The sequence below is a fragment of the Staphylococcus auricularis genome (assembly GCF_001500315.1).
GTDB lineage: Bacteria > Bacillota > Bacilli > Staphylococcales > Staphylococcaceae > Staphylococcus > Staphylococcus auricularis.
On the sequence record NZ_LLER01000022.1, the window covers coordinates 15,690 to 32,073 of the forward strand.

At 36.0% G+C, this 16,384-nt stretch carries 17 protein-coding genes, 1 tRNA gene and 1 riboswitch; of the genes, 10 read left to right on the top strand and 8 right to left on the bottom strand.

The genetic code is table 11. From position 1 onward, the window contains the following. The 3 genes from APS80_RS10155 to APS80_RS10165 all read left to right on the top strand — a co-directional run bounded on the left by APS80_RS10155 (window position 1) and on the right by APS80_RS10165 (window position 1,109). Window positions 1–306, top strand: a complete 306-nt coding sequence (locus APS80_RS10155; RefSeq protein ID WP_059108152.1) for a hypothetical protein — start codon at window positions 1–3, stop codon at window positions 304–306. A gap of 88 nt (window positions 307–394) precedes the next feature. Continuing rightward, window positions 395–763 (top strand): fluoride efflux transporter CrcB, encoded by a 369-nt coding sequence (gene crcB / locus APS80_RS10160; protein WP_059108153.1) that lies wholly within the window; start codon window positions 395–397, stop codon window positions 761–763. Next, window positions 756–1,109 (top strand): fluoride efflux transporter FluC, encoded by a 354-nt coding sequence (locus APS80_RS10165; protein ID WP_059108154.1) that lies wholly within the window; start codon window positions 756–758, stop codon window positions 1,107–1,109. Before crcB ends, APS80_RS10165 begins: the two co-directional genes overlap by 8 nt. Window positions 1,110–1,140: 31 nt before the next feature. Here the strand turns inward: APS80_RS10165 and APS80_RS10170 are convergent, their stop codons facing one another. The 3 genes from APS80_RS10170 to metK all read right to left on the bottom strand — a co-directional run bounded on the left by APS80_RS10170 (window position 1,141) and on the right by metK (window position 4,384). Next, complete coding sequence (locus APS80_RS10170) at window positions 1,141–1,983, bottom strand: aldo/keto reductase (protein WP_103170774.1); 843 nt, start codon at window positions 1,981–1,983, stop codon at window positions 1,141–1,143. Window positions 1,984–2,176: 193 nt separating this feature from the next. After that, window positions 2,177–3,082 carry a hypothetical protein gene (locus APS80_RS10175; protein ID WP_059108155.1) on the bottom strand — a complete coding sequence of 302 codons (906 nt, stop codon included), beginning with the start codon at window positions 3,080–3,082 and terminating at the stop codon, window positions 2,177–2,179. 105 nt (window positions 3,083–3,187) lie between these two features. Next, on the bottom strand, window positions 3,188–4,384 hold the full coding sequence (gene metK, locus APS80_RS10180) for a methionine adenosyltransferase (protein ID WP_059108156.1): 1,197 nt from the start codon (window positions 4,382–4,384) through the stop codon (window positions 3,188–3,190). Between the two features lie 107 nt (window positions 4,385–4,491). Next, window positions 4,492–4,603: riboswitch (SAM riboswitch) on the bottom strand. Between the two features lie 155 nt (window positions 4,604–4,758). On the opposite strand from metK, the gene pckA reads away from it, so the two are divergent. Beyond that, window positions 4,759–6,351 carry a phosphoenolpyruvate carboxykinase (ATP) gene (pckA, locus tag APS80_RS10185; protein ID WP_059108157.1) on the top strand — a complete coding sequence of 531 codons (1,593 nt, stop codon included), beginning with the start codon at window positions 4,759–4,761 and terminating at the stop codon, window positions 6,349–6,351. 91 nt (window positions 6,352–6,442) lie between these two features. Here pckA and ytkD read toward each other — a convergent pair whose 3' ends face one another. Then, window positions 6,443–6,916 (bottom strand): RNA deprotection pyrophosphohydrolase, encoded by a 474-nt coding sequence (gene ytkD, locus APS80_RS10190; RefSeq protein ID WP_059108158.1) that lies wholly within the window; start codon window positions 6,914–6,916, stop codon window positions 6,443–6,445. Window positions 6,917–6,978: 62 nt separating this feature from the next. Here ytkD and yidD point away from each other — a divergent pair, with 62 nt between their 5' ends. Further along, window positions 6,979–7,221 (top strand): membrane protein insertion efficiency factor YidD, encoded by a 243-nt coding sequence (gene yidD / locus APS80_RS10195; protein ID WP_059108159.1) that lies wholly within the window; start codon window positions 6,979–6,981, stop codon window positions 7,219–7,221. Here yidD and menC read toward each other — a convergent pair. From menC to APS80_RS10210, 3 genes are all read right to left on the bottom strand, one after another. Next, window positions 7,202–8,218 carry an o-succinylbenzoate synthase gene (gene menC, locus APS80_RS10200; RefSeq protein WP_059108160.1) on the bottom strand — a complete coding sequence of 339 codons (1,017 nt, stop codon included), beginning with the start codon at window positions 8,216–8,218 and terminating at the stop codon, window positions 7,202–7,204. The two genes, yidD and menC, sit on opposite strands and share 20 nt — an antisense overlap. 11 nt (window positions 8,219–8,229) lie before the next feature. Next, window positions 8,230–9,615, bottom strand: a complete 1,386-nt coding sequence (gene menE, locus APS80_RS10205) for an o-succinylbenzoate--CoA ligase (RefSeq protein WP_059108161.1) — start codon at window positions 9,613–9,615, stop codon at window positions 8,230–8,232. A gap of 255 nt (window positions 9,616–9,870) precedes the next feature. Next, a complete protein-coding gene (locus APS80_RS10210; RefSeq protein WP_059108162.1) occupies window positions 9,871–10,443 on the bottom strand; it encodes an LPXTG cell wall anchor domain-containing protein in 573 nt (190 codons plus the stop codon). Window positions 10,444–10,981: 538 nt separating this feature from the next. Here APS80_RS10210 and APS80_RS10215 point away from each other — a divergent pair. From APS80_RS10215 to APS80_RS10235, 5 genes are all read left to right on the top strand, one after another. Beyond that, the gene (locus APS80_RS10215) at window positions 10,982–11,719 is read left to right on the top strand and encodes a hypothetical protein (RefSeq protein ID WP_059108163.1); all 738 of its coding nucleotides are present in this window, start codon (window positions 10,982–10,984) and stop codon (window positions 11,717–11,719) included. Window positions 11,720–12,121: 402 nt separating this feature from the next. After that, on the top strand, window positions 12,122–12,364 hold the full coding sequence (locus APS80_RS10220; RefSeq protein WP_059108164.1) for a hypothetical protein: 243 nt from the start codon (window positions 12,122–12,124) through the stop codon (window positions 12,362–12,364). A 578-nt stretch (window positions 12,365–12,942) separates the two neighbouring features. Beyond that, window positions 12,943–13,950, top strand: a complete 1,008-nt coding sequence (locus APS80_RS10225; RefSeq protein ID WP_083498208.1) for a thermonuclease family protein — start codon at window positions 12,943–12,945, stop codon at window positions 13,948–13,950. 666 nt (window positions 13,951–14,616) lie between these two features. Further along, window positions 14,617–15,180, top strand: coding sequence for an Ltp family lipoprotein (locus tag APS80_RS10230; RefSeq protein ID WP_059108165.1), 564 nt, complete (start codon window positions 14,617–14,619; stop codon window positions 15,178–15,180). Between the two features lie 109 nt (window positions 15,181–15,289). Continuing rightward, window positions 15,290–15,982, top strand: coding sequence for a hypothetical protein (locus tag APS80_RS10235; protein WP_059108166.1), 693 nt, complete (start codon window positions 15,290–15,292; stop codon window positions 15,980–15,982). A gap of 227 nt (window positions 15,983–16,209) precedes the next feature. On the opposite strand, the gene APS80_RS10240 is transcribed toward APS80_RS10235, so the two are convergent. Next, window positions 16,210–16,298: transfer RNA gene (locus tag APS80_RS10240), tRNA-Ser, on the bottom strand. Window positions 16,299–16,384: the final 86 nt, after the last annotated feature.

A 16,384-nucleotide genomic window follows, 5' to 3' on the forward strand; every position in this document is an offset into this window, starting at 1 on the left:
ATGAGACGATCAAAGATTTACTTTTATTTATCAAGTTTATTAATTATCATAAGCTTTTATTTTAATACTAGAAATCCTCTGCTAAACACGCATTTTAATTCTGTGTTTAAGATCATCTTTGTGTGCAGTGTCATTAATGCGATTATTTTAATACTGGCAATTATATTTGCAGACAAATCCATCAAAAACTTAATCGACCGCAAAAGTTGGGTGAGAGGTGCAAGTCATGCCTTACCTTACATTTTACTAGTAGTCATTCTCATACACATTGTAGCTGCACTCAGTACGTTTGGCTTTTTATTTTAATATGATATCTACGTAGGATCCTAACCTTTTTGCAATCGTATCAAGGTTAAGATCCTACATTTTTATTTCATGAAAGGAGATCATCACAATGCCATATACTTATATTTTCGTGGGTGGTGCAATCGGTGCTAGTTTACGTTACCTCATCTCGCAATTGAATATAGCACTTACCTTTCCATTAGGCACATGGCTTGTTAATGTGATTGGCGCTTTTGCGATGGCTTGGTGTAGTACAACTGCCCTCTCCTTGTTGCGTCATCATCCCAAGCTTAAAAAAGGCTTAACGACCGGGCTCATCGGTGCTTTAACTACCTTTTCTACTTTTCAATTTGAGCTGGTCAGTTTATTCGATCAAGGCAATGTATTCATTCTGATTATTTACGCACTAACGAGCTATGTGGGTGGTATAGCTGCTTGTTTAATCGGTCTCAAATTAGGAGGTAGAAAGCATGCTTAACTTATTAGGTGTATTTATCGGAGGCGGTTGTGGCGCAGTCGTTCGTGCTTGGATCACAGACTTCTGCAATCAGCGTTTACGCCAAACGATTCCTGTCGCCACATTACTTGTTAATTTGATCGGTAGCCTTTGTATTGGCATATTTGCGCACATTGCTATTGATAATGGCAGTTTATACGCACTGTTCATCATAGGTTTTTTAGGTGGTCTAACGACATTTTCAACCTTAATGTATGAACTAACCCAAATGTTACACCAACAACAATGGTTAAAATGGTTTGCTTATTCAGCGTTACAATATGGTCTGTGCTTTATAGCCTGTTTCATCGGATATTTTTGGATATAGACAGCATGCATGACGCCGCTGCAATTTATACTTATTTAATTGAACGGTGATAGTGATCAGGATCTGGTCCGGTACGTTTGTCTTCATTGAGTTGATCTAAGGCAGCCATTTGATCTTCTGTTAATTCAAAATCAAAGACGTTGATATTTTCTTCAATACGAGCAGGTGTTTGAGACTTCGGTATCACGACCACATCATGTTGTAAATTCCATCTTATAATAACTTGGGCTGGTGAACGATCTATTTCGTCTGCTATAGATTTAACGGTAGCATCTTGTAATAAATCACCATTTAGTAGTGGAGACCATGATTCCATCAGTATATTTTGCACATCTAAATACATGTTTAACTCTTTTTGGAGAAAATATGGATGAAATTCAATTTGATTAATCACTGGTTTAATAGATACCTGAGCAAAAAGTGCTTCTAAATGCGAAACATTAAAGTTACTCACACCAATATTTTTTACTTTATTATCTCTATATAATGCTTCCATGCCTCTCCACGTATCGACCATCAAGGCTTCGTTAGTGCCTGGCCAGTGCATTAAATATAAATCTAAATAATCTAGTCCCAATTTCTTAAGTGAGGTCTTATACGCCGCTTCTACATTGTCACTTCCATAATCGTCTAACCATAATTTAGATGTAATAAATAAATCACTGCGTGTTAATCCAGTACTTTCTAACCCCGCTCTAATACCTTCACCGACCGCTTGTTCATTTTCGTAAACCATCGCTGTATCAATGCTGCGATAACCGACTTCTATTGCATGTTGTACCGCTTCCTTACACTTGGTTTCATCTTCTATACGATATGTGCCAAATCCCAATTTAGGCATCACATTCCCATTATAAAAAGTAACTTGATTCAACGTGACACAATCCCCTTTCGACTATAACTTTTACATCTAGTTTAACACGTATTTAAAGATATAGAAAAAATGGACATACAGACAATAGCGTTAAATCAAAACTGAAATGAACACACATCATGCCGATCTAGAAAACAACAGACATAAAAATACCGGGACGACGTGGGCCCCGGTTAAGCGATTGATATTCAACTTAATTAAATGATTCAATTTCATCCACAATGCGTTGTAAATCATCAACACTGTATTGAATTCGACCATGGAACACAAACTTGTTAAAGAATTCATCGAGTTGTTCAGGTCCAACCAATACTTTTGAAGATGAGCTTTGTGCGTAATTAGCGATTGACACTGCACCTTCACGTTTAGGATTGAAGTATAAAATCGTTGTCGGTGTGTATTTCAAGTTGAGTTCTGTTTGCATGTCTCCAGCTAATGCTTCAACTTCTGCTAACTGTTTCGTATAATCCACGAATGTTAATTTATGTTGATCTTCATCGTTTTGATCTAAAGCAATCGTTTGAGGTTGTTGCGAATTTAAATCCAACGTACTAAATACTTGTTCTAACAACGGTTGTTCTTTAAATTGATTTGCACTTACACCATTGAGTACATGACCTTTCAACAAGTTAGAATCGATGATGTATAAACCTGTACGTGTAAGCACGAGATGACTCACGCGTCTCACGTCTCCATATTCATTACCTGGTAAGAAAATATTAGCCATGATATGCATATCTTCAGGACGAATGCGTTTTTCATTCACGAGTCGATCTCTGATTTCAATTAATTTCATGTCAGTGATATATTCACTGTGATTTTTAGTGAATAATTTCAATGCATCAATTTCTTTGTCTTTGTTGGCAACAGTAGTTTCATATTCTTCTTTTTGTTTGGTTACTGCTTTTTTATTTTCAATGCGTTCTTTTTCTAACGCATCTTCATAATCCTCATTTAATTGTTTTTGCTTAGAAGAATAAGATTCTTCAATTTTTTGTTTCGTGTTATTTTTGCTGATCAATGTAACGATCCATAACACTAAAAACACAATAGCAACAATGATTGCTCCGTTTACAACGATTAAGCTACTATCTATCATGTTAAAATAACGCTCCTTTTATATCCTCAATAACTCTATTATAGTCGTTTATCTTTATTCTTTCAGCTCTGTTGCTATGTTTGATGTGTTAAAAATGCGATTCGTTTAAGCTTTGACTGTATCTTTTAAAACGTTGACTTTATCTAATTTTTCCCATGGAAGTAACACATCTGTGCGTCCAAAATGACCATATGCTGCCGTTTGTTTATAAATAGGTTGTTTTAAGTCTAACATTTTAATAATGCCAGCAGGACGTAAATCGAAATGTTCGCGCACTGCATCCACAAGTGTTTGTTCAGTCACTTTTCCTGTACCAAATGTGTCGATGGATATAGAAACTGGTTCTGCTACACCGATCGCATAAGCTAATTGGACTTCGCATTGCTCAGCGAGTTCAGCAGCCACAATATTTTTCGCTACATAACGTGCGGCATACGCTGCAGAACGGTCTACTTTCGTCGGGTCTTTACCACTGAAACAACCGCCCCCATGACGTGCATAGCCACCATACGTATCGACAATAATTTTTCTGCCAGTTAAACCAGCATCACCTTGTGGGCCTCCAATCACGAAGCGTCCTGTTGGATTGATGAAGAATTTAGTATGTTCGTCTATTAATTTTTCAGGTACTGTCGGATAAATGACATGTTCTTTAATATCTTGTTGAATCTGTTCTAATTCCACGTCCTCAGCATGTTGAGCAGATACGACAATCGTATCCACACGCACAGGTTGATTGTCTTCGTCATATTCTACAGTCACCTGAACTTTACCATCTGGACGTAAATAATCAATGATATGATCTTTGCGTACATCAGCTAAACGTTGCGCAAGTTGATGTGATAAGAAAATCGGTAACGGCATGTAGGTATCCGTTTCATTTGTCGCATAACCAAACATTAAACCTTGGTCCCCTGCACCCGTCGCTTCTATTTCTTCTTCAGAAATCTCATTACGGTATTCGAGGGCTTGATCGACACCTTGTGCAATATCAGGTGATTGTTCATCGATGGCAGTGAGCACTGCCATCGTTTGGCTATCGTAACCGAATTTTGCTCGTGTATAACCAATACCTTCAATGGTATCTCTTACAACTTTAGGAATATCTACATATGTGGTAGTACTTATTTCTCCTGTGATTAAAGCTAAACCTGTTGTGACCATTGTTTCACAAGCGACTCTAGCGTTTGGATCATCTTTTAAAATTTGATCTAAGATCGCATCAGAAACTTGGTCCGCAATTTTATCAGGATGCCCTTCTGTCACAGATTCGGAAGTAAATAATCGTTTATTATGTGTCATCTTTTTCTCCTTCAATGCGTAGTACGAGAATTTCTTATCTTGAGCCAATTTATAAAAAAGAGCCTTCTTCACTATTAAATAGAGAGAAGGCTCGATACGTCCATTCGCTCTTATCGTTCAGACGCTATGTCTGCAAACGGTTTGGCACCTTTCTTCATGCTCGAGAAGAGGTTGCTGGGTTTCATTGGGTCCATGTCCCTCCACCACTCAGGATAAGAGAATCCGTCTTTCCTTATATTACCGAATCGCTAGTGGGATGTCAATTTTATATTGGTATGAAAATGATGATGTAATTTGGTATGGATTAATGGAAGAAATATGTTATACTTTTTAATTGTAAAGGCTTACATATTATTTCCAGTGGAGGGATCAATTTGGCGCGAGATACGTATACTTATACGAATAAAATTAAAGAGCTTATCACAAAAGAAAGTTCTCAATTTCAATTAACTACAACTGAACTTTATTACAAAATCATACAAAACAATGAAGGCGAATTAACACAATCAGGTGCAATTAATGCACGTACGGGTAAATATACAGGTCGTTCTCCAAAAGATAAATTTATCGTGGCAGAACCTTCATACAAAGACGATATTGATTGGGGCGATGTGAACCAACCCATTGAAGAAACAACATTCTTAAACTTATTAGACAAAGTTTTAGATTATTTACATGAAAAAGAAGAATTATACGTATTTAAAGGCTATGCAGGCAGCGATGAAGATTCACAACTGAAACTGACTGTCGTAAACGAATTCGCTTGGCATAACCTCTTTGCCCAAAATATGTTTATTCGACCAAGCAGTAAAAAAGAAGCAGAATCAATCAAATCTGGCTTTACGATTGTCTCAGCACCATCGTTCAAAGCTGATCCAGCTGTGGATGGTACCAATTCAGAAACATTTGTCATCATCTCATTCAAACATAAAATTGTACTGATCGGTGGTACAGAATATGCTGGAGAAATGAAAAAAGGTATCTTCTCCGTTATGAACTACCTTTTACCGAAAAGTGATATCATGAGCATGCACTGTTCAGTTAACGTAGGTCAAAAAGGTGATGTAGCCTTATTCTTCGGCCTTTCTGGAACAGGTAAAACAACGCTCTCAGCAGATCCATCACGTAATTTAATCGGTGACGACGAACACGGATGGAATGATAACGGTATTTTCAATATCGAAGGTGGTTGCTACGCAAAAGCGATCAACTTATCTTATAAAAAAGAACCACAAATTTATAACGCTATTAAATACGGAACAGTATTAGAAAATGTTGTCGTAGATAATGATGGCACCATCGACTTTGATGACAACTACTATACTGAAAATACACGCGCTGCGTATCCAATCCATTACATCGATAACATCGTATCACCTTCTAAAGCAGCACATCCGAATACGATTATCTTCCTCACAGCAGATGCATTTGGTGTGTTACCACCAATCTCTAAATTGTCTGGTGAACAAGCGATGTACCATTTCTTAAGTGGTTTCACTGCTAAATTAGCAGGTACAGAACGTGGCGTTACGGAACCAGAACCGTCATTCTCTACATGTTTCGGTGCTCCATTCTTACCATTAAATGCAAAAGTATACGCTAACTTACTTGGTGAACTCATCGACAAACATGACGTAGACGTATACCTTGTGAACACTGGTTGGACAGGTGGTAAATACGGTACAGGACGTCGTATCAACCTCACTTACACACGTCAAATGGTTAACCAAGCGATCACAGGTAAATTGAAAGATGCAGAATTCATCCAAGATGAAACGTTTGGATTAAGTATTCCTAAAGAAGTTGCAGATGTACCAACAACCATTCTGAACCCAATTAATGCATGGAGCGATCAAGACGCTTATAAAGCACAAGCTAACGATCTAATCCAACGCTTCAATGATAATTTTGAAAAATTCGGTGAAGATGTGGCTGATATCGCTGAAAAAGGCGGCTTCAAAAAATAATTTTTAAAATGATAAAACTTGAGAAAATCAAAAAAGACGAGGCTCGCGATTGAGTCTCGTCTTTTCCAGCTCTATTAAAGTTATCCTATTGCTATTCCCCTAGTGTGATCTTTTTCGCATAATCGACACAAGCTAATATCGCCGGGTCATCTAATAAATAACTCTTTTGTGCTTTTGGTATTTCCGAAATATCTTTATAAGAAACGGGACCTAATGTCTCTAAATAGTCGCTTTTCTTCTCAACATGATCTATCGCTACTACAAACACATCCTTATAAAAGCCTTTACCTTGTGTGCGATCGACGTAATACTGAGCGATATATTGATGAACTTTCACAGTGGCACCTGTTTCTTCGTACAATTCTCGATGCATCGCTTCGATTGGTGTTTCCCCTTTTTCAACCTTACCACCTGGAAATTCAATCCCTCTTTTTTTGTGTTGAGTAAACAGATAACGGTCTTCCCATATCGGAATAACTAGTACATGCCGTCCATCTGGTTCATCCATTTCATCTGACTTAAAGGTAAGGTAAACATCATCATTTTCTTTATCTTTAAACTTCACACACGCCATCCCTTTCTACTTGTGTTAAAATATATAAGAATCATTTCGTTGGAGGATTAATTATGAAAAAAATATTTCTCGGTTTGATCCATTTCTATCAACACTATATATCACCATTGACCCCTGCGACATGCCGATTCTATCCAACTTGTTCTGAATATACCCGAGAAGCTATCGAAATTCACGGACCGATTAAAGGCTTATGGCTTGGTATCAAAAGAATTTCCAAGTGTCATCCTTTCCATAAAGGTGGATTTGATCCGGTGCCGTTAAAAAAAGAAGACACTAAAAAATCGAATCAATAAGCGTTAAACGTTCCGCTTCTACTCTAGGAGGCTCAAAAAGTATTGAGCCTCCTTTTAATATGCCTGATTGTGGAACAAAATCTTGTTCAAAATAATATCCATCCGGTGTCACATCTCCAGGAAAATCACCAAAACGTGCTATTAATGCCGTAAAGTATCGACTCAAGCCAAATTCATACATGCCTCCGACCACGACATGGAGACCACGTTGTTGTAATTGCTTCATCACTGTATAAACCTTGTCTATGCCTCCAAGGCGAAACGGCTTCAATATGACGGTGTCGATAGGATATTGCTTCACGAGATGCATGATGTCTGCTTCGCTCGTTGCCTTCTCATCAATAGCAATTAGTACATAGGCTGCCGCTTCCTCTATGAGTTCATTTTGAAAATCAATAAACGGTTCTTCTAAATATAAAATGGTATCCTGCTCTAGTTGTTTCAACAATGTCATATCTTGAAATGTTAACGATTCATTAGCATCGAGTGCAATTGAAGGTGAAAATGACAACCCTTGCACAGCTCGTATATCATCCAGTACATCTGCTGACCATTTGAGTTTCACCCTTTTCGGAGCGGTCTGGTTGAGTTGTTCCAACTTGCTTTGTGACATCCCACTCACCGTTGCGCCATAATCTACACTTAATGATTTAAGCGGATAAAACATTTGATATAACGCCATAATGACTGTACTTCTCGCAGTTGGGCAATCATTGAGTTCGTCAGCTAATCTTTGTGCCGCTTCGAATGTCGCAACCGTTGCACCTTTCACATTTTGAAACCAATCTTTCAAATGAGTGATCACATCATTGATCGTCACTACGTCATACCATGCTGTGGGGAAAGCATTACATTCCCCAAAATATTGAGCTTCTTCGGTTTCAATCCCTATCACGAGTACTTCTCGTTCCGTAAGTGTCACTTTAGGTGTCGTAATCGTTTCTTTAAATGGCTCGCTATACTGATAAAAATGAAGTGCTTTAAGTGTATGTATCATTCTATGCTCCCTTACAATCGACCGCGTTGCAATTTACCTGTAGACGTATACGGTAATTGTGTGACACGCTCAAATGATTTTGGAATTTTATATTTTGCTAAATGTTGTTGCAAATGTTGCTGTAATGATTGTGGATCTATCTCATGTTCTGCAATGTAATATAAATAAGGTGTCTGACCCCATGTATCATCTTCTATAGGTACACACATTGCATCTTCTATACCTGGGTATTGTTTTGCGACAGCCTCTATTTCATAGGGGTAAATATTTTCCCCACCACTAATAATCAAATCTTTACGTCGGTCATAAATCATGACATAGCCTTGGTCATCAATCTCTGCAATATCGCCCGTATTAAAGTAGCCATCTTCAAACACTTGCGTTAAACCTTCAGGGTATAAATAACCATTCATCACATTGCCACCATGAATGAGAAGCTCTCCATGTCCATCTTTGTTCGGTTGCTTGATCTCAACAGTCACATTATCACTCGGTTGACCTACCGTATCTGGACGCTCAGCTAACATCTCTGGTGTAGCCGTTAAAAATTGAGAACATGTTTCAGTCATGCCAAAGGAATTGTAAATTGGCAATTGATATTCAAGTGCTTGGTGAACTAAACCTGCAGAAAGTTTTGCACCGCCGAGTAAGATTTTTTCAAGATGATAAGGTTCGTGCAATCCCGCATCCATCAACCATTTAAGGGTTTGAGGGACCAATGAAACGTGTGTTGGTTGTTCATCTTTAATAATATGCAGCATACGTTGAGCCTCAAATTTGTGTTCAAGACGCATCGTAAAACCTTTTGTTAGTGCACGTAACATCACACTAAGCCCTGAAATATGATAAATCGGTAAAACAGATAGCCATACAGAGTTGATACTAAAGCCTAAACTTTGCTCACAACCTTTTGCGCTAACTTCATGATTTTTAAAGGTTTGGGGCACGGCTTTTTGAGGTCCGGTCGTACCTGAAGTAAACATGATAGAAGCAATACGATTCTCGTCTAATGGCACTTCAAAAGATTCATCTGTTATTGTGGCCTCGAGCTGTTGATAATCATAGACTTTTATCGAAGCATCTAACGTTAACGGCATTGTCGCAACTACTGTATCAACGTTAATCGAATGCATTTGAGCGATCATTTCTTTCGTTGTTAGACGCGTATTGAGCATTGCGATTTCAATCCCTGCTAACCAAGCAGCATTGATTAAAATAACCGCTTCCATTGAATTGTCTACATAAACACCAATTCTTGATTTAGACAGTTGGTGTAGCACATTTGCGAATTTCGCTGCCTGCTCGTGACATTGACCAAATGTTAATTGTTGTTTGCCATCGTCTATAAATATATTATCTTTTTGTGCGGTTGCACGTTGTGTTAACCAAGCTTCCACTGTCATTTACCTCCCATAACTCTTTCTCTATTATAACGTTTTTAATTGGATTTTTGAGGTTCATGGGTAAATTCTTATTATACGTATTTTTTATTTATTGTTTAGTTACACTTTTTTTATCATTCATGTGCTTTTATAAAGGAGGCTCAATGAGAGGCATATATACTGATACGGCTCGTACATATTTTAGACAATAAAAAACACATTTCTCTTTTGATTCATGTCTAAACGAGAAATGTGTTTTGAGTTTGTCCCTTATTTTACTTCTTTTGTATTTCTTTTAGTGATCGTTAACACCGTACCCATTGTTAATAACAGTGTCGCAGCTATATTTCTACCTGCATGATGATCACTTTCGCCTGTCTTAGGTAGTGCCTCTTCTTTTTTGTCGGCTTTCTCATCTTGTGGTGATTGGCCGATTTCCATTTTTCTATCTACTTTATTATCTTTTGTTTTAGTTGAATTGTTTTGTGTGGGAGTTATAGCAAATTCATATTGACCGACTTTGTTATAATTTTCATCACGATCTGAAGCTAAACCAGATTTGAATTCTACAACGCCATTATCATGTACTCGGTACGCACCTGCGTCGATTCCTGATTTATTGCTTGTCTCAATTTGGTAAAAATCACCGTGTGATTCTGGTTCAGCGAAATTTTGTTGTGAAGGATCGTATGCTTCATTTTGAGAAGCCACATCTTGAGCAATCGCTGTAGCGTTCTCTTCTGCAACGACGTCGTAAGGTCCTTCTTGGGCGTTAGCAAACCCATCAGTTAGCATTAATGAACCAGTCAAAACAGTTACAGCTGCAAAACCGAACTTTTTCACTTACAATTCCTCCCTTTAATTGGCTCACTTACAGCTTATCACACGATAATTCGAAATTATTGGCTTTGCGTATAATTTTACAAACACTTTAGAATGTTAAATAAAAGTTAAAAATTTAAATCACTTTTCTATTTTTAGGTAAGCGAATACATTACTGTTATAATCATTTTGATCGCATATTGTTATTTTAAAAGCGAGTCATGAATTGTAAAGACCAGTTATTGATAGATGACTCAAAACAATGGAAACTCTTTATTTACCCAATTTTAAATGTGTTCCATATTATGTATAACCTATTTTAATAACATTACCATTATCTATATTGTAATCTAATAGCATCGATAAATACATTGCGCTAGTGTATAATAACTTTAACTAACAATACTAAAATCCACTGACTATTTAACAATTGAATTGTACGAGATGATTCTAAACATGTTATGTCTTACTTCTATATATAGAGAAATAGCCAGATGCTTAAAATTTTCTTGTATTATGTGGGTTTATTTAAAAGATTAGTAGATAAAGGAGAAAAATGATGAAGAAATTATTATATTTAAGTTTAGCGAGTTTCCTCTTATTAAATGCATGTGGAAATGAGGATGATCCTAAAGATAACAAAGACAATGCTTCTAAAGAACAACAGACACAAAAAGATAAAAAATCTAAATCGGACGATACTAAAAAACAAAAAGACGATGCTAATCCGTCAAAAGAAAAAGAAACAAATGAAACTGAAGCTAATGGTAATGAAAATAACGAGAACCCATCATATAATAATGAAGAGACCACACAAGCTTCAAATGAAACGCCAGTACAAATTGACATTAATAACATCACTGATAGAGCTACTTTAGAGCGCGTCCTTTACGGTCAAGATTTCAGTGAAGATGATAAAATACTCGCTTACAATAATGCCGTAGCTAATGGCATCATCCCTCAAGGTAATGTGTTGGAAGGTCCAGCCACTGCCGCTTATGAAAGTTCACTTCGTGTAGAAAGTGGCACAGAATCTTCTATATATGATAAAAACCAAACGGAAGATACCGAATACGAGGATGTCAACGCCAAAATCAATGCCGCAGAAACTGAAGAAGAATACTATAACGCATTACGTGAGAAATACAATGGCGGTCTTTCTTCGGCAGAAATACAAACGAAATTTGCCATTGAACAAGGATATTATGATGGTGATGATGCTGATGAAGTCTACAATAAAATTTTAGAAGAAGAAGAAAAAATTGAGAATGGTGTGTACGATCAATACAAAAATTAAAGATTCTCCCCTATTTCAAACACATTTTTTAAAATAATAGGGAGAAATGATGCTATAGTCTCACTTTTTACTAATTCAATGTAAAGCTAGTTTTAATAAAATGCCGTTTTTAGCCTAAATTAACGCTAAAAATGGATAAAAAGCACCCAATTTCTATAAAAACAACCCAATGTAATAAAAAAATAAAGTAATTTTTCACTCTATTTTTGAAATCGTCCCAAACATATTGGAGCGTATTAAGCCTGTCATCATAGTCTTTTGGTAAAATGTTAAATTTATGCCTTTTGCAATAAACAAAAGAAAAACATAAATTTAATTCTGAATTTACAAATAATCAAAACTTTCAGGATATACTGTAACTACCGACAGTGATAAAAATATTTCAAAAAGGAGAGTTTTAGAATGAAAAAACTTTTATTTTTAGCATTAGCTGGTTTCTTAGTTTTAGGAGCATGTGGTAACGAAGAAGGCGAAGATTCTCAAGATAACGAACCGTCACAAAGTGAAGAAGATAGCAGCTCAGAAGATGAAGGTCAAAGCGAAGACGAATCTAGCGAAGATGAATCTTCTGAAGACGACTCTACTGAAGATGAATCAAGTGAAGACGACTCTACTGAAGATGAATCTTCTGAAGATGCTCAATAATTAACTAGTGATTAAAATTTAAGACTAACCATAAACAAACGTCTCTATAAGATTTACCATTGGTTTTAATATAGAGTACGATATTTATCAAATACCCCCTTCACAGATAAATTCAAAATCTGTGTTGGGGGTATTGTCTTATTCTCAAAAGTTGTTTACTTTTCACTACAATTGCTATATTATTTTATTAAGTTGTCTGAGACATTTAACTCTATAAATTTTAATAGTCTTAAACCTATGATTAAAATAGAGAAATAGTGTGGATATTTTAAACGAGACAAATAAAAATAAAAGCAAAAATCGAAATACCCGTTTAATTCGAAAGCCATAGTATAGGTTACTATCTTATTTTATTTGTTAATTTCAAAAGACATGACCAAATTTGAAAGCGTTCACACATATATTAATTCACTATGGAGATGACAATTCAGTTTATACCTTTTTAGAAAAACTATACCTTCAACTTTTTTACTCCCCTTTTTAATTTCTATAAACTGCAGCGACATGATGAGCCATACATAAAATAATATTTGATATAACGTATTCAAATTAATTTTAAAAAATGAGGAGCCTTAATTATGAAGAAAAAGTTGTTATTTTTAGCACTAGCCAGCTTTTTAGTGCTTGGCGCATGTGAAGATTCGGAGCAAAAAGATTCAGAGGAAAGCAAAACTTCTGAAACAAAGAAAAAAGATGATTCTAAGAAAGAAGAAAAACAAAAGGACAAAGCAGCTTCTAAAGAAGAAAAAACGGATGAACAAAAAGGCGAAGAAAAGTCAGAAGAATCAAATAAAGAAAAAGAAAGTGAAGCTACCGCAGAACCTGTAGCAGGCACAACAGCGCGAATTCCAGTTAAATTATCGGCTACAGTCGATGGCGATACTGCTAAATTTGTTTACAAAGGTGCGGTTAAGACCTTTAGATTCTTACTTATTGATACACCTGAAACAAAACATCCACGTGTAGGTAAACAACCGTTTGGACAAGAAGCTTCAGATCGTACCGCTGAATTACTCAAACAAGCAAAAAAAATTGAAGTTGAATTCGATGTCGGCGAAAAGAAAGACAAATATGATAGATATCTCACATACGTTTATGTAGACGGTAAATTGTTAAACAATATTTTAGTTAGAGAAGGTTTAGCAAAAGTAGCTTATGTTTACGTTCCAAACACTCGCTATTTAAGTGATTTAGAAGCTTCACAAGAGCAAGCAAAAGCTGAACAAATCGGCATATGGAGCCTTGGTTCAGCATTCGAAGATGAATCAGCAAATAATACGGGTGACAACAATAACAACGATGCCACTGTTAATGACAACAACAATGCACCAGCAGCGAATGACAACAATAATGCACCAGCAACGAATGACAACAATGCATCTAATGATACAACTGGCGCTAATAATGCAGTAGACAATACCCAAGTGCCAAATGAAAACGTGCAAGCCCCTGCTAGTTTAAGCGAAAGTTTTGCAAACTGTACCGCATTAAGAGAAGTTTATCCAAATGGTGTGCCAAGCGGCCATCCAGCTTATGAACCAAGACATGACCGTGATAAAGATGATTTTGCTTGTGAAGCGAATTAATAAAAAACACAGACTGAAAGTAAAGATTTAAATATTTTATTATTTTCTTAAATTAGTTATCGTCTTTAATGGTTAACCAACAATTTTGTCCAACTAAATAAGTGACTTTATGATCTTTGCTACTTTTATAAAGTACGTAAGACTAGTCAGACTTTGTGAGTTATTTTTAACTATCAAGTTAGTTTAAATTTCTAAATAACTCGTGATCTGACTAGTTATTTTTTTGTGAAAGTATCTATCCTCGTGCAAAATGTACAATATACCCGAATGCAAACATCCTTTTACATTCACTAACGAATATAAAATGGTCAAATTAAAATATCACTGTTTATCCATCCTCTGCCTTAAGTTTAAGTATTGAGCATAAACACATCTCTACTCCTATATGACTTCAATATAATTCTTCACTTAGTAAATTTTATACTGTTTAAATCAGAAAAATAGTATATAATAAAATTAGATATTCAACTTATAACTACATTACGAATTCATTTATAAAACCCTTCTCCTCAGCCATTCAACTTTACCTTTTTATTTTTCCGAATAATCTGTATTTTTGACACTAAAAATCTACTATTAATGAATTTATTATTTTGGAGGTGAGAAAAATGTGACCGTATAAAACTTTATCGCGTTTCTTTTGCATATTAAAAAAGGAGTAAATAAATGCCAGAAAAACAAATTTCTAATGAAGAACTTTTAAGACAACAACAGCGCCAATTTGAAGAATATAAAGAGCAACAGAGAAGAAGTATCACAAAGAAATGGTTATGGGGTTGTGGCGGTTGCCTACTCTTTGTCATTCTCATGGGGATATTATTTAGTGCTTGTACCGCTGTATTTGTGAATACGGTTGATAAAGATCTTAATGAAGTAGAGGTCGTTCATGATAAAGACAAATCATCAAAAAGCAATACTTCAAATATATCTAATGAGAAAAAAGCAGCATTAAAATCAGCTAAAAATTATTCAAAAACAATGCATATGTCTAAAGAAGGCATATACCGTCAGTTGACGTCCGAATTCGATAAATTTTCGGAGGAAGATGCTCAATATGCTGTAGATCATTTAAAAGCTGATTATAAAGAAAATGCATTAAAAACAGCTAAAAATTACAGAAACACACTCAATATGTCTACAGACGCAATATATAACCAACTCATTTCTGATGCAGGAAACAAGTTTACCGAAGAAGAAGCACAATATGCGATTGATCATCTAGATAAATAAATTAAATCTACTCTACCTAATGTTTTCTACCTCTTACTTTTCAGCTTTATTGAATTATAAATTCGTATTGTCCGTTTACTTTAAAAAAATTAATTTTGAAGGTGGTAAAATGAAAAAAGTTTTATGGTTAATCTTAACGAGTACCCTCGTTTTAAGCGCTTGTAGTCAGTACGGAAAAGTTTCAGAGACGAAAAATGAGAAACAAACGAGTAGTAAAGAAAGTAAGAAAGAACATACGAAGAATAAAGATGATAAAGATAATTCTAAAAATGCGTCAACAAAAAATAAACAAACCGAGAGTAATGAAACTCAACCATCTCAAGTAGAAAATAATAATACACAATATAGCGAATTAGCAGAAACTCAATCACAAATGGACCAATCACAGCCAACGCAAAATAATGGATCTCAACAAAATACAGAAAATCAAGCCAACGCTCAACCTGTACAAGAAAATGAGAATATCCCCCAAATTGAAAATGCTTCTGAACAGCCAAATCATATGCAAGCACCTGCACAAAATCCTAATACCGTAACTGATGACACTCAAACACAACAAGGATATATGACGCAAGCACAGATTGATGAATGGAATCGCACTAAACCGACAACACACGATGAATCACAACTCGGATATGGTACAGGTGATTACGAAGGCGCATTAAAAGAGAGTAAACCATACTGGAATGACCCAAATGGATTTCCAGAAGGCAACCATTGGGTTAAAGAAGGCGAAGATTATGATAGTTGGGCTACGAGACAGGCAGCGAGATATGGATTGACACATAAACCACGTCAATGATGAAGCTACACGATTATGGATATATTGATTCATGTCTACTCCTCAAAATTGTAAATTGCTATATGTCTCTATCACTTTCTTACTCCTCTTAAATCAGAGTGACATATATGTGCCTACCAAGTGTTCTTTTTGTGTTTTTTTGTACTAAATTTGCCTTTTTTCTTCCAAACAAAAATAGCCGAACCCCTGTCATATCAAGGGTTCGGCTATTCGTTAATAAAACAAAGCGGAGAGTGAGGGATTCGAACCCTCGAGACGCTTGTGGCGCCTACACACTTTCCAGGCGTGCTCCTTCGGCCAGCTCGGACAACTCTCCATGATATAAAAAAACAGAAGCGATATTTCACTTCTGTTTAAATGACTCCGACGGGACTCGAACCCGTGTTACCGCCGTGAAAGGGC